At 63.5% G+C, this 17,942-nt stretch carries 14 protein-coding genes; 6 read left to right on the top strand and 8 right to left on the bottom strand.

The annotated features are described in order from the left end of the window. Positions 1-141: 141 nt before the first annotated feature. The 4 genes from ACRC0P_RS07865 to gyrA form a co-directional block, all read right to left on the bottom strand. Positions 142-2,373: a bifunctional prephenate dehydrogenase/3-phosphoshikimate 1-carboxyvinyltransferase gene (locus tag ACRC0P_RS07865; RefSeq protein ID WP_438629615.1), complete on the bottom strand. Its 2,232-nt coding sequence runs from the start codon at positions 2,371-2,373 to the stop codon at positions 142-144. Further along, entirely contained in the window at positions 2,374-3,477 is a 1,104-nt protein-coding gene (gene pheA / locus ACRC0P_RS07860) for a prephenate dehydratase (RefSeq protein ID WP_438629613.1), read from the bottom strand. A 78-nt stretch (positions 3,478-3,555) separates the two neighbouring features. Further along, positions 3,556-4,635 (bottom strand): 3-phosphoserine/phosphohydroxythreonine transaminase, encoded by a 1,080-nt coding sequence (serC, locus tag ACRC0P_RS07855; protein WP_438629611.1) that lies wholly within the window; start codon positions 4,633-4,635, stop codon positions 3,556-3,558. A gap of 324 nt (positions 4,636-4,959) precedes the next feature. Beyond that, entirely contained in the window at positions 4,960-7,512 is a 2,553-nt protein-coding gene (gyrA, locus tag ACRC0P_RS07850; protein WP_438629609.1) for a DNA gyrase subunit A, read from the bottom strand. Between the two features lie 286 nt (positions 7,513-7,798). Between gyrA and ACRC0P_RS07845 the strand changes: the two genes are divergently transcribed. The 5 genes from ACRC0P_RS07845 (at position 7,799) to murQ (ending at position 12,747) form a co-directional block, all read left to right on the top strand. Continuing rightward, positions 7,799-9,112, top strand: a complete 1,314-nt coding sequence (locus ACRC0P_RS07845) for a TRZ/ATZ family hydrolase (protein ID WP_438629607.1) — start codon at positions 7,799-7,801, stop codon at positions 9,110-9,112. Between the two features lie 86 nt (positions 9,113-9,198). After that, entirely contained in the window at positions 9,199-9,900 is a 702-nt protein-coding gene (gene ubiG / locus ACRC0P_RS07840; protein ID WP_438629605.1) for a bifunctional 2-polyprenyl-6-hydroxyphenol methylase/3-demethylubiquinol 3-O-methyltransferase UbiG, read from the top strand. Positions 9,901-9,930: 30 nt separating this feature from the next. Continuing rightward, positions 9,931-10,641 carry an HAD family hydrolase gene (locus tag ACRC0P_RS07835; protein ID WP_438629603.1) on the top strand — a complete coding sequence of 237 codons (711 nt, stop codon included), beginning with the start codon at positions 9,931-9,933 and terminating at the stop codon, positions 10,639-10,641. A gap of 204 nt (positions 10,642-10,845) precedes the next feature. Then, on the top strand, positions 10,846-11,604 hold the full coding sequence (locus ACRC0P_RS07830; protein ID WP_438629601.1) for a YciK family oxidoreductase: 759 nt from the start codon (positions 10,846-10,848) through the stop codon (positions 11,602-11,604). Between the two features lie 198 nt (positions 11,605-11,802). Further along, complete coding sequence (gene murQ / locus ACRC0P_RS07825) at positions 11,803-12,747, top strand: N-acetylmuramic acid 6-phosphate etherase (protein ID WP_438629599.1); 945 nt, start codon at positions 11,803-11,805, stop codon at positions 12,745-12,747. A gap of 161 nt (positions 12,748-12,908) precedes the next feature. On the opposite strand, the gene glcF is transcribed toward murQ, so the two are convergent. From glcF to ACRC0P_RS07805, 4 genes are all read right to left on the bottom strand, one after another. Then, positions 12,909-14,156 carry a glycolate oxidase subunit GlcF gene (gene glcF / locus ACRC0P_RS07820; protein ID WP_438629597.1) on the bottom strand — a complete coding sequence of 416 codons (1,248 nt, stop codon included), beginning with the start codon at positions 14,154-14,156 and terminating at the stop codon, positions 12,909-12,911. Further along, positions 14,147-15,235: a glycolate oxidase subunit GlcE gene (gene glcE, locus ACRC0P_RS07815; RefSeq protein ID WP_438629595.1), complete on the bottom strand. Its 1,089-nt coding sequence runs from the start codon at positions 15,233-15,235 to the stop codon at positions 14,147-14,149. Before glcE ends, glcF begins: the two co-directional genes overlap by 10 nt. A 122-nt stretch (positions 15,236-15,357) precedes the next feature. Further along, entirely contained in the window at positions 15,358-16,788 is a 1,431-nt protein-coding gene (locus tag ACRC0P_RS07810; RefSeq protein WP_438629593.1) for an FAD-linked oxidase C-terminal domain-containing protein, read from the bottom strand. A 213-nt stretch (positions 16,789-17,001) separates the two neighbouring features. After that, positions 17,002-17,343: a hypothetical protein gene (locus ACRC0P_RS07805; RefSeq protein ID WP_438629591.1), complete on the bottom strand. Its 342-nt coding sequence runs from the start codon at positions 17,341-17,343 to the stop codon at positions 17,002-17,004. 154 nt (positions 17,344-17,497) lie between these two features. Here ACRC0P_RS07805 and ACRC0P_RS07800 point away from each other — a divergent pair, with 154 nt between their 5' ends. Further along, positions 17,498-17,917, top strand: coding sequence for a hypothetical protein (locus ACRC0P_RS07800; RefSeq protein ID WP_438629589.1), 420 nt, complete (start codon positions 17,498-17,500; stop codon positions 17,915-17,917). Positions 17,918-17,942 lie beyond the last annotated feature (25 nt).

Raw genomic sequence — 17,942 nt, 5'->3', positions numbered from 1 at the left:
ATGGCCGCGATCAATCTTCCCGACTTACCTGGAATCCGATCGCGGCCATGGGCCGCTCCTACGGGCACATTCTTCGAGTCCCGAATCGGCGATAGGGTGCGCCGTCGCACCGTCAAGCCTGAATGGTGCGCACGGCGCACCCTACGCCGGTTGCAGGTGCAGCCCCGCCCGGGTTGCCAACCCGGCAAAATCCGGGAAGGAGGTGGCCACATTGGCGCAGTGCAGTATGCGTATGGTATCGCGGGCGCGCAGGGACGCCACGGCAAAAGCCATGGCGATGCGGTGGTCACCGAGGCTGTCCACGGTGCCGCCGCCAAAGGCGGCGCCCTCCCCCGCTCCCTGGATGACGATGCCGTCCGGCGTCGGCTCGGCGTTGACACCGAGGATACTCAGGCCGTCCGCCATGGCCTGGATACGGTCGCTCTCCTTGACCCGCAGCTCCTCCGCACCGGTCAGCACCGTCTTGCCCTCGGCGCAGGCGGCAGCGACAAAGATGGCCGGGAATTCGTCGATCGCCAGCGGCACCTGGTCTTCCGGAATGCGAATACCTTTCAGCGGCGCGTAGCGCACACGGATATCCGCCACCGGCTCACCGCCCACTTCGCGTTCGTTCTGCAATGTGATGTCCGCACCCATGGCGCGCAGGATATTGATCACGCCGTCACGGGTGGGGTTGATACCCACATGCTCCAGCAGCACATCTGAACCAGGAGCGATGCTGGCCGCCACTATAAAGAAGGCCGCGGAGGAGATATCCGCCGGCACATCGATTTTGCCGGCAGCCAGCCTGCCACCGCCACTCAGGCTGGCGCGGGCGCCATCCCTGCGTACTGAATAGCCGAAACCGGTGAGCATACGCTCGGTGTGGTCGCGGGTCGGCGCCGGCTCGGTGGTGGCGGTCTCTCCCTCGGCGTACAGGCCCGCGAGCAGCACGCAGGATTTCACCTGCGCACTGGCCATCGGCAACTGGTAGTCAATGCCGTGCAGCTTGCGCGAACCTTTGATCTGCAGTGGCGGGCGGCCGTCCGGCCCGGTTTCGATCTCCGCGCCCATCTCCCTCAGCGGATCGGCCACGCGGTTCATGGGGCGCTTGGACAGGGATTCATCACCGGTGAGGGTCACATCGAACGACTGTCCGGCGAGCAGGCCGGCAAGGAGGCGCATGGAGGTACCGGAATTACCCAGGTACAGCGGCCCCGGCGGCGCCTGCAGGCCACGAAGGCCCACGCCGTGAATCACCACGCGGCCGTTCGCCGGCCCCTCGATCACCACGCCCATGTCACGAAACGCCTGCAGGGTGGCCAGGGCGTCCTCCCCTTCGAGGAATCCCTCCACCTCGGTAACCCCCTCGGCGAGGGAGCCCAGCATAATGGAGCGGTGGGACATGGACTTGTCACCGGGGACCCGCAGGCTGCCTTCGACGGCTCCGCCCGGCTGCGCGATAAAAGTAACTTCCTGTGTTTTCATAGATTCTGTGTACGCTTTTTTGGCCAACATTTTACTGAAATGATCCCGTGCCGCCTTGGCGCGGGTAAACACGCCCATCAGCTGGTCGCTGTCGCCAGCGGCGATGGCCGCCCGCAGGGAGGACAGATTGGCGCTGTAGAGATCCACTGCCTTGAGAATGGCATCCCGGTTCGCCAGCATGATATCCCGCCACATCACCGGATCGCTGGAAGCGATGCGCGTGAAATCGCGGAAGCCCCCCGCAGCGTAGCGGAAAATGTTCTCGTTCTCGGCGTCGTGGGCCAGGGTATCCACCAGGCCGAAGGCGATCACATGGGGCAGATGGCTGGTGGCGGCGAGCACCTCGTCGTGCTCTTCCACGGGCATATCCAGCACTTCAGCATTCACCGCCCGCCACACTTGCCGGACGCGCCGCAAATGCTCCGGCCCGGTATTCTCCAGCGGCGTGAGGATAATACGGTGGGCGATATACAAATCGTCCCGCGCGGCGGCGACGCCACTCTGCTCGGAACCGGCGATGGGATGTCCGGGCACCAGGAAGTCAGGCACCTCGCCCCAGATCCTTTTAGCCGCCGCAACCACACTGCCCTTGACGCTGGCCCCGTCGGTTACCGTGACACCAGCGGGCAGGTGTTCGCGCAGAATTCCGAACACCTCCTCCACCGCCAGGGTGGGCACGGCGACAAACACCAGGTCGCCGGGCCCCAATTCCGGCAACACCTCGGTCAGCTCGGTAGCGGCGCGATCGACAATTCCCAATTCCAGCGCCTGTTCACAGGTGCGCCGGTGGCGCGCCACGCCGATCACCTCGCGGCAGGCACCGGCGGCTTTCAACGCCAACGCGAGACTGCCGCCGATCAGGCCGACACCCACGACCACCAGGCGGCCGATCGCTCTGCCGGGCACTTACAGTACCCCGCGCGGATAGGAACCCAATATCTTCATATCCGAAGCGCCGGCTCCAACCTCTTTAAGGGCTGCGGCGACATTTTCCGAATCCCGGTGGCCGACAAAGTCGATAAAGAATACATAGGTCCAGTTACCGGATTGCGACGGCCGCGTTTCCACCCGGGTAAGGTCGATCTCGTGGCGCTGGAACGGCTCCAGCAGATCGTGCAATGCACCCGGCTCGTTGCGCATGGACACCATCAGCGAAGTCTTGTCGTCGCCGCTGGCCGGCACCGCCTGGGAGCCGATAATCAGGAAGCGGGTGGAGTTGTCCGGGCGATCCTCGATTTTCTCCGCCAGTACCTTCAGGCCGTAGAGTCCCGCCGCCATGTCGCCAGCGATGGCCGCCGCGTTCCACTCGCCCTTCACCCGCTTGGCGGCCTCCGCATTACTGGCCACCGCCACCCGCTCCACATTGGGGTAGTGGGAGTCCAGCCACTTGCGACACTGGGCCAGGCTCTGGGCGTGGGAATAGATCCGGGTAATCGCGTCCGCGCGGGTGATATCGGAAATCATCAGGTGCTGGTGAATACGCAGCTCCACCTCACCGCAGATCACCAGGTTCGAGGTAATGAAATTGTCCAGGGTGTGATTGATCACCCCCTCGGTGGAATTTTCCACCGGCACCACGCCATAATTCACCGCGCCCGCTTCCACTTCGCGGAACACTTCGTCGATGGCCGCCAGCGGCCGGCACTGCGCGGAGTTGCCGAAATGCTTGAGCGCCGCCTGCTGGGTAAAGGTGCCCTCCGGCCCCAGGTAGGCCACCTTGACCGGCTCTTCCAGAGCCAGGCACGCGGACATGATCTCGCGGAACAGCCGCGCCATCTCCTCGTCGGTCAGCGGCCCCTGATTGCGCTCCATGGCCTTGCGCAGCACCTGCGCCTCGCGTTCGGGGCGGTAGTAGAGAGCGTCGCCGCCAGTGGCCTTTTTCACTTCCGCCACCTTCAGCGCGCACTCCGCCCGCTCGGAAATCAGACGGGCGATATCCCCGTCGATCTCGTCGATTCGGTCGCGCAATTCCAGCAGGCGCGGATCGATGTTGTTCGATTGTTCAGACATCCTACCTGTTCCAATAGATAAATGGGCGGTCCTGCTGTCAGGACCTTTGCAGCGAGGCTGTCGTTCAACCCAATGGCATCAGCCCACCCGTTTCTCAAAATCAGCCATAAAATTCACCAGTGCCTCAACCGCCTCCACCGGCACCGCATTGTAGAGCGAAGCACGCATGCCGCCCACGGATCGGTGGCCCTTCAGGTTCAGCAGTCCGGCGGCTTCCGACTCCTGCAGAAACTGCCTGTCCAGCCGCTCGTCCGCCAGCACAAAGGGTATATTCATCCGCGAGCGGCTGCCCTCGGCCACTGGGCTGGAATAGAAATCACTGCGGTCGATAAAGTTGTACAGCAGCGCAGACTTGCGCCAACTCAGCTCCGCCATGGCCGATACGCCCCCCTGCTCTTTCAGCCACTGGAACACCAGGCCGGAGAGGTACCAGGCAAAAGTGGGAGGTGTATTATCCATGGAACGGGCGTCCGCAGCGACTTTCCAGCTGAGGCTGCGGGGAATATCCGGCAGCGCCCGGTCCAGCAGATCGTCGCGCACTATGGCCACCGCAATGCCGGAAGGGCCGATATTTTTTTGAGCACCGGCGAAAATCACCCCGAAATTCTCCACCGGAATCGGCTGGGACAGAATACTGGAGGACATATCCGCAACCAGCGGGCAACTCACTTCCGGCACATAGCCGAATTCCACCCCGCCGATGGTTTCGTTGGGCACGTAATGGAAATAGGCCGCGTCGTCGCTCTGCTGCCAGCTGTCCGCCGACGGGGCATAGCTGAAATTGCGATCCTCGCTGGAGGCAACGATATTGACCTCGCCGTAGCGCCCGGCCTCCTCCATCGCCTTCTTAGCCCACTGCCCCGAGTGGATAAAATCGATTTTCTTTTGCCCGGCACCCAGCAGGTTCCAGGGCACGGCACTGAACTGCGCAGTGGCACCACCCTGCAGAAACAGTACCTTGTAATTGTCCGGGATGGCGAGCAGGTGGCGCAGGTCCTGCTCCGCACGCGCGGCCATGGCCTCGAATTCCGGCGAACGGTGGCTCACCTCCATCACCGAGCAGCCACGCCCCTCCCAGTCCAGCAGCTCTTCCTGGGCCCTGCGCAGTACCGGTTCGGGCAGTGCGGCGGGGCCGGAGCAGAAATTGTATTTTCTCATTGCAAATACAGATCTCAATTTAACGAATTTCAAACAAGACATTAAACCTGGATGCGAAGGCCCTGATGCCGGGGGCTGTTTGCGGGACTGTCTGCGAGAGGGACCTCGCGGACAAGCCTCCAGGGATGGATTCACGGGGGGGCGCCCAGCCCGTGTCCCGCAAACAGCCCCCGGTAGCAAGGCCGCCTATAAGCCCACTTGCTGGCACTCAGCGCCGATGGGCACGCTCCGCTTTGCCCATCCTACAGAAATTGACAAACCTCTAAGGACCGGTCAAAAAAGGCCGCGTTGTAACGCAGCCTTTTTGTAAGTACCGAAAAGGAATTACTCCTCTCCCTCTTCGGCTTCCTCGCTCTCCTGGATACGGGCCAGCCCCACCAGGTGCTCCCCTTCTTTCAGGCGGATCACCCGTACGCCCTGGGTGTTGCGACTCAGGACAGACACCTCATCCACGCGGGTGCGCACCAGGGTACCCTGGTCGGAAATCAGCATGATCTCCTCGCCCGGGTGCACCTGGCAGGCGCCCACCAGTTCGCCGTTGCGCTCGCTCTCCGCCATGGCGATCACGCCCTGGGTGCCGCGGCCCTTGGTGGGGAAGTCCTCAATGGCAGTGCGCTTGCCGTAGCCGTTTTCGGTCACCGTCATCACCGCACCGCCCTCTTCCGGGATCACCATGGCGATCACCTGCTTGCCCTCGGCCATGCGGATACCGCGCACACCGCGGGACACGCGGCCCATCGAGCGCACATTGCTCTCGGAGAAGCGCGCCGCCTTGCCGGCGCTGGTAAACAGCACCACATCGCGCTCGCCGTCGGTGATCGCAGTGGCCACCAGGCGATCGCCCTCCTCCAGTTCTATCGCGCGCAGGCCCACGCTGCGCGGACGGGAGAAGGCAGTCAACGGAGTTTTCTTCACCGTGCCGTTGGCGGTGGCAAAGAAGATAAAGTAGTCCTCATCGTATTCGGATACCGGCAGCATGCTGCTGATGCGCTCGTCCGCTTCCAGCGGAAGCATATTGACCATCGGCCGCCCGCGGGAAGCGCGGCCGGCGGTGGGCACTTCGTAAACCTTCAACCAGTACACCTTTCCTTTATTGGAGAAACACAGAATGGTGTCGTGGGAATTGGCAATCAGCAGGTGCTCGACGAAATCCTCGTCCTTCACCTGGGTGGCGGATTTGCCCATACCACCGCGGCGCTGAGCCTGGTAATCCGCCAGCGGCTGGCTCTTGGCGTAGCCGCCGTGGGAGATGGTCACCACCTTGTCTTCCGGTGTAATCAGGTCCTCCACAGTGAGATCCTGGCGGGAGGCGACGATATCGGTGCGGCGGGCATCGCCGAACTCCTTATCCAGTGTCTCCAGCTCCTCGCGGATCACCTGCATCAGGCGCTCGAAGCTGCCGAGGATGTGCAGGTATTCGGCGATCTGCTCCAGGCGCTCGCTGTACTCGGCGAGCAGCTTGTCGTGCTCCATACCGGTCAGGCGGTGCAGGCGCAACTCCAGGATCGCCTGGGCCTGGGCCGGGGAAAGGTAATAGGCGCCGTCGCGCAGGCCGTACTCCGCGGGCAGGTCGTCCGGGCGGCAGGCGTCGGCGCCCGCGCGCTCCAGGAACTGCTGCACCTCGCCCACCGGCCAGCCCTTGGCAAGCAGCGCCTCCCGGGCATCTGTCGGTGTTGACGAGGCCTTGATCAATTCGATCACCGGGTCGATATTGGCGATGGCGATGGCCAGTCCCTCGAGGATATGCCCGCGCTCGCGCGCCTTGCGCAGCAGGTACACGGTGCGACGGGTCACCACCTCCTGGCGGTGGCGGACAAAATACTCGAGTAGCTGCTTGAGGTTCAGCACCTTGGGCTGGCCGTCCACCAGCGCCACCATATTGATACCGAACACGTTCTCCAGTTGGGTCTGGGAGTAGAGGTTGTTGAGCACCACATCCCCAAGCTCGCCGCGCTTCAGCTCGATCACCACCCGCAGGCCGTCCTTGTCGGACTCGTCGCGCAGTTCAGAGATGCCCTCGATCTTCTTCTCCTTCACCAGCTCGGCGATGCGCTCGATCAGGCGCGCCTTGTTCAGCTGGTAGGGGATCTCGGTGATGATAATGGTCTCGCGATTGGTCTTGTCATCGCGAATCACATCCGCCTTGGCGCGCACATAGATGCGCCCGCGGCCGGTGCGGTAGGCCATCAGGATACCGGCGCGGCCGTTGATGGTGGCACCGGTGGGAAAATCCGGCCCGGGGATGTACTCCATCAGTTCGTCGATGGACAGCTCCGGGTTGTCGATCAGCGCCAGGCAGCCGCGCACCACCTCGCTCATATTGTGCGGCGGGATATTGGTGGCCATGCCCACGGCGATACCGGAGGAGCCATTCACCAGCAGGTTGGGCACCCGCGACGGCAACACTTCCGGCATCCGCTCGGAGCCGTCGTAGTTGTCGATAAAGTTGACGGTCTCCTTATCCAGGTCCGACAGCAGCTCGTGGGCCAGCTTGTCCATGCGGATTTCGGTGTAACGCATGGCCGCCGGGCTGTCTCCGTCGATGGAGCCGAAGTTGCCCTGGCCATCCACCAGCATGTAGCGCAGGGAGAAAGGCTGGGCCATACGCACGATGGTGTCGTACACCGCGGTATCCCCATGGGGATGGTATTTACCGATTACGTCGCCCACGACGCGTGCGGATTTTTTGTACGGCTTGTTCCAGTCGTTCTTGAGTTCGTTCATGGCGAAGAGCACACGCCGGTGCACCGGCTTCAGGCCGTCGCGCACATCCGGCAGCGCCCGGCCCACAATCACGCTCATCGCATAGTCTAGATAGGACTGCTTGAGTTCTTCTTCGATATTGATCGGAGAGATTTCTTTGGCTAATTCGCCCATGGTCTACAGCGTTCCTTTTTATAACGCGGGCCCTGTACCGGGGCCGGATAAGCGGGCGATTCTACCACAGTTTCGGAGTTCGGGACTCGGGACTCGGGACCCGGGAAAGAATAACGGAGTCAGATGCGAAGGCCCTGATGCCGGTGGCCGTTCGGGAAACATTTGCCGATGAGGCTGTTGAGCGAACGGCCGCCGGCAGCGGGGCCGCCACTCCCCCAACTTACATGCACCGAGGGCCAAGACTGGTATCATCCGCCAATCGTCAACACTGCCTGCTACAACCTACATGATCGACACACTGATACACGCCCGCTGGATTATCCCCGTCATCCCCGAACAAAAAGTGTTCGAAAATTGCTCCCTGGCAATCGACGGGGGAAAGATCCTCGCCCTTCTGCCCTCGGCGGAGGCCTCTGAGCGCTACCGGGCGAGAGAAGAGATCCGCCTGGACCGCCACGCCCTGATCCCCGGGCTGATCAATACCCACACCCACGCCGCCATGGCCCTGCTGCGCGGCCTGGCGGACGATCGCCCGCTGATGGAGTGGCTGGAGCAGCATATCTGGCCCGCCGAGCAGAAATGGGTGGACCCGGAATTCGCCGCCGACGGCAGCCGACTGGCAATGGCGGAAATGCTCAGGAGCGGCACCACCACCTTCTCCGACCAGTACTTCTTCCCCGAGGCCACCGCCGCCGCGGCGCGGGAGGCGGGCATGCGCGCGCAGATCGCCTTTCCGGTGATCGACTTCCCCACCCCCTGGAGCCGCAACGGCGACGATGCGCTGGAAAAGGGCCTGGCCCTGCGTGACGACTACCGGGCCCACGAGCGCATCGGCGTGGTCTTCGCGCCCCACGCCCCCTACACCGTGGGCGACACCACCCTGGAGAAGATCGCCATCTACGCCGCGGAACTGCAGGTGCCGGTACAGATGCACCTGCACGAAACCGCCGGCGAAGTGGAGCGCGCGCTGTCGGAAACCGGCGAGCGCCCCACCGGGCGGCTGCAGCGCCTGGGCCTGCTCGGGCCCCAGACCCTGTGCGTACATATGACCGAGGTGAACGAAGGGGACATCGAACTGCTGCGGGAGAGCGGAGCCCACGTGGCCCACTGCCCCAAATCCAACCTCAAGCTGGCCTCCGGCTTCTGCCCGGCGGACCGGCTGCTCACCGCCGGGGTGAATGTGGCCCTGGGCACCGATGGCGCCGCCAGCAACAACGGCCTGGACCTGTTCTCCGAAGCCGGCACCGCCGCCCTCCTGGCCAAGGCGACAAGTGGCGACGCCTCCGCCCTGCCCGCCCATCGGGCCCTGGCCATGGCCACCATCAATGGCGCGCGCGCCCTGGGTATCGAGGACACCGCCGGCAGCCTGGAAGCGGGCAAGAGCGCGGACCTGGCGGCGGTGGACCTCAGCGCCCTGGAACAGCAGCCCCTGCACGACCCGGTATCGCAGCTGATCTATACCCACTGTGGACACCGGGTCACGGATGTCTGGGTAGCGGGCCGGCAGTTGCTGAAGGGCCGCCAGTTGCAGACTCTCAACGAAGCGGAGCTGATCCTGCGCGCCCGGGAGTGGCGTGATAGAATTGCGGGCCTTGTTTGAGGGGCTGGAACAAAGCCAAATGCGAAGGCGCTGCTGCCCGGAACTGTAATCCGGGCACAAAGGCCGAACGAAGTAACGGGAAATCCATGACCAACGTCGACCCCGCGGAAATCGCCAAATTCGAGCAACTCGCCAGCCGCTGGTGGGATCGCGAGGGCGAGTTCAAGCCGCTGCACGAGATCAACCCCCTGCGCGCCAACTATATCGACCAGCGCGCGCCGGTGGCCAGCCAAAAGCTGCTGGATGTGGGTTGCGGTGGCGGCATCCTGGCCGAGGCCATGGCCCAGCGCGGCGCCCGGGTGACCGGCATCGATATGGGCGAAGCGCCCCTCGAGGTGGCCAAGCTGCACGCCCTGGAGAGCGGCGCGCAGGTGAAGTACCGGCGCATTCCGGCGGAAGAGCTGGCGGCCGAACAGCCCGAGAGCTTCGATATCGTCACCTGCCTGGAAATGCTCGAACACGTCCCCGGCCCGGCCTCGGTAATCCGCGCCTGCGCCGACCTGGTCAAACCCGGCGGCCACCTGTTCTTCTCCACCATCAATCGCACCGCCAAAGGCTGGCTGTTCGCGGTGGTGGGCGCGGAATATGTACTGAAAATGCTGCCCAAGGGCACGCACGAGTACGCCAGGTTTATCCGCCCCTCAGAAATGGGCACCTGGCTCCGTGACGCGGGACTGGAAATCCGCGACATCACCGGCATGACCTACAATCCACTGACCCGCAGCTATAAACTGAATCCCCGCGACGTGGACGTCAATTACCTGCTGCACGCGGTCAAATCTGCCTGAACGCAGCCAGAAGTACGATTTACACAGATTATGAAAGCAGTACTGTTTGATTTGGATGGCACCCTCTTCGATACCGCACCGGACTTTATCCACGTCCTGAACCAGCTGCGCCAGCAGGAGCAGCTGCCGCCGCTGCCGGACGCCGCCATTCGCGCCGTGGTCTCCAACGGCGCCCGCGCCATGGTCGAACTGGGCTTCGGCATACAGGAGGGCGACGCCCACTTCGAATCCTTGCGCAAGCGATTCCTCGACCTCTACCTGGACCACCTCGCGGTGAAAACCCTGCCCTTCCCCGGCATAGAGCCCCTGCTCGGTCAACTGGCCGCGGCCAATATCGCCTGGGGCATAGTCACCAACAAACCGCTCGTCTACACGGCGCCGCTGCTGCGCGCATTCCCGCACCTGCCCGCGGTGGGCGCGGTCATCTGCCCCGAACACGTGGTCAACCGCAAGCCGCATCCGGAGCCCATGCTGCTCGCCTGCGCACAAATCGGTTGCCACCCCGAAGAGGCCATCTACCTGGGGGACCATCCGCGGGATATCGACGCCGGCCGCGCCGCCGGCATGCCCACCATCGCCTGCAACTACGGCTATATCGATGACGGCGACGATCCGGCCGGCTGGAACGCCGATCACCTGGTGGATTCCGCGGAAGAAATCTGGCCGCTGCTGCAGCGGCGCTACATTGGAAAAACGGGACTCGGGACTCGGGACTCGGAACTCGGAAGCCCTGCCTTGTAGGAGCGGTGGGGCGGCCATCCGTGGGGCGGCCATCCGTGGGGCGGCCATCCGCGGGGCGGCCATCCGTGGGGTGGCCATCCGCCCATGGCCGCGATCGGGCTTGCTGCCAGCCGAGGGCTCGATCGCGGGCATGGCCCGCTCCTACAGGGCGCTGTCCCGGCCCGCCTGGCCGCGATCGGATACACCACAAACTCTGGAATTTGCATGTCTGAAGTTATCCGCGACTATCGAGCCCCCAAAGACCTGCTCAAGGACAAAATCATCCTGGTCACCGGCGCCGGCGACGGAATCGGCAAGGCGGCGGCAAAGACCTTCGCCACCCACGGCGCCACAGTGATCCTGCTCGGGCGCACCACCCCTAAACTGGAAGCGGTCTACGACGAGATCGAAGCCGCCGGCGGCCCCCAGCCGGCGATCTTTCCCATGGACCTGAACGAGGCGCGCATCGAAAATTTCGAGCACTTCGCCGAGGCGGTGGACCAGGAATTCGGCCGCCTGGACGGCCTGTTGCACAACGCCGGCCTGCTCGGCCAGCGCACCCCCATCGCCAACTACAACTTCGCCACCTGGCAACAGGTGATGCAGGTCAACGTCAACGCCGCCTTCGGTCTCAGCAAAACCCTGCTGCCGCTGCTGGAGAAATCCAAAGCGGGCTCAATCATCTTTACCGGTTCCGGCGTCGGCCTCCAAGGCCGCGCCTACTGGGGCGCCTACTCGGTATCCAAATTCGCCACCGAAGGCCTGATGCAGGTGCTGGCGGACGAACTGGACGGCGTCTCCAACATCCGCGTCAACAGCATCAACCCCGGCGCCACCCGCACCAACATGCGCGCCGCTGCCTACCCGGCGGAAAATCCACAGACGGTGGCCACACCGGAAGAAATAATGCCCACCTACCTGTACCTGATGGGAGAAGACAGCCTCGGCGTCAGCGGCAAGCAGTTCAACGCCCAGACCAAATAGCGCAGCCTTTTCACCGGGCACAATGTAAGGCCCTGCCGCCCGCGGCCATCCGGGAAGAAACCTGATCGGTAAATATTTCCCGGATGGCCACAGGCGGCAGGGCCGATCGGTACCGCTGAGCTTCGCCGCCACTGGTAACCGCGCCCCGGGGACTCTATTCTGAAAGCTGGATATCCACGACAAAGGGGGGATAAATCCGTGGACCCCGAACTGATCCGCGAACTCGGCGGCCTCACCAGCGAGGCGCGCAACCCCGACACCCTGGACATAGACCTTCTGCCGACCTTGGAAGTCCTGCGAAAGATCAATCGGGCCGACCGGGAGGTGCCGCAAGCGGTGGGCCGGGTGCTGCCGCAAATCGGCGCGGCGGTGGACGCGATCGTCGAAGCATTCAAAGCGGGCGGCCGCCTGGTCTATATGGGCGCCGGCACCAGCGGCCGCCTGGGGATTCTGGACGCGGTCGAGTGCCCGCCCACCTATGGGGTCGGTGAAGATATGGTGGTGGGACTGATCGCCGGCGGCGAGGCGGCCTTCCTGCGCGCCCAGGAGGGAGCCGAGGACGACCCGGAACTGGGCCGCCGGGACCTGCAGGATATCAACCTGAATGCCCGCGACCTGGTGGTGGGCATCGCCGCCAGCGGCCGCACCCCCTATGTGATCGGCGGCCTGCGCTACGCGCGCGAACTCGGCTGCACCGTGGTAGCGCTGTCCTGCAATACCACCGCCGCCATCGCCGATGAGGCGGATATCGCCATACTGCCCGATGTCGGCCCGGAAGTGCTCACCGGCTCCACCCGTATGAAATCCGGCACCGCGCAAAAACTGGTACTCAATATGCTGACCACCGCCAGCATGATTCGCCTGGGCAAGAGTTTTTTCAACCTGATGGTGGACGTCAAGGCCACCAACGCCAAGCTGGTCGGGCGCACGCGGCGCATTGTGATGGAGGCCACCGGCGTGTCGTTCGAGGAAGCGGACCGGGTACTCAGCCAATGCGGCCACAATGCCAAACTGGCGATCATGATGATTCTGAGCGGCCTGGACAGGGAAGCCGCGGAACGCGCACTCAACGAGGCGGACGGATTTCTGCGCCTGGCGCTGCAGCGGGTGGAGAATGGCAAACAGGGAAAGGCCTCGCAATAATCCCCCTTCACTTCGCGATCACGACGTAATCGAACAACAGCACCCTGTAGGAGCGGCGGGGCGGCCATCCGCCCATGGCCGCGATCGGCCTCACTTCGTAGCTTATGTTGATCGCGGCCATGGGCCGCTCCTACAAAGCGCAGTCAATTTATACTCTTGTGCTAATCGTTTGGCAGCGCCTCCGCCAGCAATTCCAACCAATGGCGTACCGGCGTCTCCGTACCTCCCTGCAAATGCAGCAGACAGCCGATATTCGCGGTGAGAATGGTCTGCGGCTCGCTCGCCTGCAGATTGGCCAACTTCCTGCGACGCAGCGCCTGGGAGAATTTCCGCTGCAATATCGAATAGGTGCCGGCGGAACCGCAGCACAAATGCGCGTCATTGATCGGCGGTAGATCCAGACCAAATTCCGCCAGCAGTCGCTCCACCCGGCCGTTCAAACCCAGGCCGTGTTGCAGAGTGCAGGGGCAGTGGAAGGCAAAACTGCCGGTCAGGGCATCGGCGGGCAAGCGCAGGGGTTTCTCTTGCAGCAATTCCTCCAGCAGCTCCACCGGATCGCGCATCAGCTGATTCAGCGCCTGCGCGCGCGCCGCGTAGTGCGGGTCATCGGCCAGCAACAACGGATAGTCATGCAACTGGGCGCCGCAACCTGTCGCAGTGGAAACTATCGCGCGCACCTCGCGGTTCTGCACCAGCTTCCACCAGCAGTCGACATTCCTTCGCGCCAGTTCCCGCGCCTCCTCCTCAGCGCTGGTGTGCTGACTGACCGCGCCGCAACAGCCGGCGGCGGGCGGTTGCAATAAGGGCACACCGAAGAAGTCCAGAATACGCGCAAAAGCAGTGTCAATTTCCGGGCGCAGCGACGGCTGCACACAGCCGGGCAGTAAAATCACCGCCGCGGTCCGGGCTTCCACCGGTTTGCCCGGCAGCGGCCGGGCGCGCTTACGTGGGGGGAAATACACCCGGCGCAGGGAAGCCGGCAGTAGCGGTGACGCGACACGCCCCGCGGCGAGCAGGCCACCAAACAGCCGAGGCGACAACATCAGCTTGCGCAGCGCGGCGCGCAGGCCGCGCTGGAAAACGTTGCGCGGCGCCAGGCGGTCACTGGTGGCCCGGCCTATGGCCACCAGCTTGTGGTATTCCACCCCGGAAGGACAGGTGGTCTCACAGCTGCGGCAGGTCACGCAGCGGTCCAGGTGGGTGCGGGTCAGTTCGCCGGCACTGCCGGTTTCCAGCATTTCCTTGATCAGGTAAATACGCCCGCGGGGACTGTCCAGTTCGTTGCCGGCGAGCAGATAGGTGGGACAGGTGGCGGTGCAGAAACCGCAGTGTACGCAGGCGTTCAGCACCTGCTCGGCGCGCTGTGCGTCGCTCTCTTCCAGCAGTCCGTCGAGCAGTTTTACCTGCATACCTGCCCTCCACCGAAATACCTGTTAAAGAGTTCGCGGTTAAACAGCCCCCGGGGATCGAAAGCATTTTTGATCCGCCGCGGCCAGTCGCCGCTACCACTGGCAGCCGACAGCGCGGGACCGCGCAGCACGCGCACAAATCCGCCCCGCTCCACCGCCGCACGCTGCAGGGCCGCGCCATCGCCGTTGCGCACCCAGATACGCGCGCCCTCCCAGTCGATCAGAGTCTCTTCAAAGGGAATATCCAGCTCTGCGAAATGCGGCAGGACAACGCAGGCGAGTTGCGGGGCGCTAAAGAATTCATGGCGCAGGTTGCGCAACGCGCACCAGTCGAAGGCACTCGGCTCGCCGCCGAGCTTTTGCAGCGCCGCCTTCAGCGCCGACTTGCGCCCGCTGAAGCGCAGGTGAAGCTTTCCCTCCATTAAGCCGCCGACGCCCACCGAGCCACTCGTGCCCACAAAACAGCTGGTGCGCAGCAGCGGGCGCAATGCGCGCAGTTTTTCCCACCAGTCCGGCAATTGCGCGGCGCTTACAGTAAAGCTGCGGTTCTCCGTGCACTCCGGTTGCGGCAGCAGGCGCAGGGATACATCGAGCAGCATACCCAGGGTGCCGAGGGCGCCCACCTGCAGCCGCGAAAAGTCATAGCCGGCCACGTTCTTCATCACCTGGCCTCCAAAACTGACCAACTGGCCGCGGCCGTTCAACATGCGGCAGCCGAGCACCGTATCGCGCAGGGACATACCGGCGGGGCGCGCCGGGCCGTCCCAACCGCAGGCGATGGCACCGCCTATGGTGCTGTGTTCGGCGGGTTGCGGAATATCCGCGGCAAAGCGCTGCCCCTCGGCGGCGAGCAACGTTTCCAGTTCGGCAATAGGCGTGCCCGCACGCACACGCAACATCAATTCGTCCGGCTGGTAGTCGATCACACCGCGGTGAGCGGCCGTGCTGAGCGGGTTGTCCCCCAATGCCAGATTGAAATGGGCACGGCTGCCGCCACCGCGGATTGTGACGGGCATGTCCCCGGCCAGCGCCTGTTCCAGCGCGGCCTGCAATTCCAGAGTGCGGTCCTGTTCAACCATGGGACTCCTCGACAAATTGCTGCCGTAGGGTGCGCCGCACGCACCGGGATGCGCCGGAGTAAAAACCCACCCCACTGCGGTGCGCGCGGCGCACCCTACGGCACTCGCGCGTGCAATTCCGCTCAGCCATGGACTTTCCTCAGTGCGCGGTACTCGCGGCAGTGCGCCAGCGAGGGAATCAATTTGTCCGGGTTCAGCAATCCGTGCGGATCCAGGGCTCGTTTTACTGCCAGGAACTGCTCTATTTCCGCGTCGCCAAACTGGATCGCCATCTGGTTGAACTTCTCCGTGCCCACGCCGTGCTCGCCGGTAATGGTGCCGCCCACCTGGATACAATATTCGAGGATATCCGCAGCCAGCGCTTCGACCCGCTCCAGCGCGTCCGGCTCGCGGCCATCGAACATGATGATCGGGTGCAGGTTGCCGTCGCCGGCGTGAAACACATTGGCCACCCGCAACCGGTATCCCTCCGCGAACTCGGCAATGGCCTGCAACACATCGCCAATGCGGTGGCGCGGCACAGTGCCGTCTATGCAGTAGTAATCCGGCACCAGGCGGCCGATGGCCGGGAAGGCGCTCTTGCGCCCCTTCCACCAGAGCTGGCGCTGGTTTTCACCCTGCGCCCGCTGCACCCGGGTGGCTTGGAATTTGTGCAATACCGCTTCCACCAGCGCCTCTTCCGCCTCCACCTCCAGGGGATCGCCGTCCAGGTCGATCAGCAGAATGGCCGCGGCATCCAGGTCGTAGCCGGCCTGGCAGAACGCCTCGGTGGCGGAGATCACCAGGGCGTCCATCATCTCCAGTGCCGCCGGCACCACGCCGGCGCGCACTATGGCCGACACCGCATCCGCGGCGGCACCGATGCTGGCGAAGTCCGCCATCAGGGTGCGCGTCTCGGCAGGCACCCGGGTCAGTTTCACGGTGATTTCGCTGACGACTCCCAGGCAGCCCTCGGAGCCGTGCACCAGTGCCAGCAGGTCGTAGCCCGGCTGCGCCAGGCATTCGCCGCCAAAGTTGAGTATCTCCCCGTCCCAGCTCACCAGGCGCAGGCCGACCACATTGTGCACGGTGACGCCGTATTTGAGGCAGTGTACGCCACCGGCGTTCTCCGCCACGTTGCCGCCAATTGAACAGGCGATTTGCGACGAGGGGTCCGGTGCATAGAAGAGTCCGTGTTGGGCCGCCGCCTGGGAGATCTGCAAATTGGGCACCCCCGGCTGTACCCGGGCAGTCAGCGAATGGGTGTTGATCGCAAGGATACGATCCATGGGCGCCGTGACCAGTAGAATACCGCGCCCGTGGGGCCTGGCTCCGGCGGAAAGGCCGGTGCCGGCACCGCGGGATACCAGCGGCACCCGGTGCTCGCCACACAGGCGGGCCACGGCGACGATTTCCTCCTCCGACTCCGCCAGCACCACCGCCAACGGGCGCTCGCAGTAAACCGGCAGCGCGTCGCTCTCGAAAGGCGCCAACTGCTCGCGCTCGGCCAGCAGCCGCTCGCGGGGCAGCAATTGACGCAGCTTGTGCAGCAGCTGGCTGCTGTTGTTATTCACGTCGCAATTTTCCAATCACCGCTTTCTTCGCCGACATTGTAGAAGAAGTGGACTCCGGATAGGACAGATAGGGTCTCCTCCGTACCGGACAGATGCGCAGATGCGGTTGGCGGGGTCAGTGGCAGACAGCTCAATATTCAGGAGCAGGCAGTGGCGGGGTTAGTGGACAGAAAAATACCCGGAGCCTCCCGGGTATTGTTTGTCTGCGGAAAATTACTCTTCCGCGTGATCTATCTCTTCTTCCGGCATTTCGCCCATGGCCTCCTCGGCCATTTCCTCCGCTTCGCCGGCAGCGGCTTCCATGGCGTCTTCGGCATCCTCCTCCATCAATTCGGGCACGTCGGCGAATATGTCGCCCTCCTCCTCAGCCGCATCGTAGGTGGCAATGACGTCTGTTTCTTCGGCCACTTCCGCTTCGGCCGCACCGGCCTCTTCCACTGCGGCATCCATCTCTTTTACGATCTCGTCCTCGGCGGTGGCGGGCTCCATATTCTGGTAGTAAAAATAGCCGCCGACGGCGGCGATGACGATTGCGGGAATAATGAGTTTCTTCATTTTCCAACCCCTGACAGTTCGAATTTATGGTTATAGACGGAACCTATTGTTCCACGCTGGTCAGGCCAAAGATGTGATTGTTAGCACGTTTCCGTTTGTTTACCCCCGACCTCTGAGGCAAAATCTGCCCACCCAAACTAGCGAAACTATCATCATGAGAAGTCTTCTGTTTATTCCCTGGCTTTTGCTTGCCGGTACTGCCGGTGCCGACTCCCTCGCCGATCAAGTGCAGCGCTGCGCCGAGGTGCAAAACGACAGCGAGCGGCTGGCCTGCTACGACGCGCTGGGCAGCAGCCTGGAGCAACGGGCAGAACAAAACTTCGGCCGCGAGCAGCAACAGATCGCCGAAGAGGCGCCGGACTCCATCAACGCCACGATCGCCGAAATCCGGGACGCCGCCTATGGAAAACTGCTGATCACCCTGGAAAACGGCCAAGTCTGGCGGCAAAATGACAGCACCCGGGTGAACTGGAAAAGCGGCGATATCGTAATCGTCGAGCGGGCACTGTTCGGCTCTTTCTTTATGAAGCAGGCCGATGGCGGACGCAATATGCGGGTGAAGCGCGTGAAATAAAAAAAACCAGGAATTGGAATTCCGC

This window comes from Microbulbifer sp. (assembly GCF_051659245.1).
In the GTDB taxonomy this organism is placed as follows: Bacteria; Pseudomonadota; Gammaproteobacteria; order Pseudomonadales; family Cellvibrionaceae; genus Microbulbifer.
Note: the sequence above shows the minus strand (reverse complement) of the source record. Positions and strands in the feature narration are given on the sequence as shown.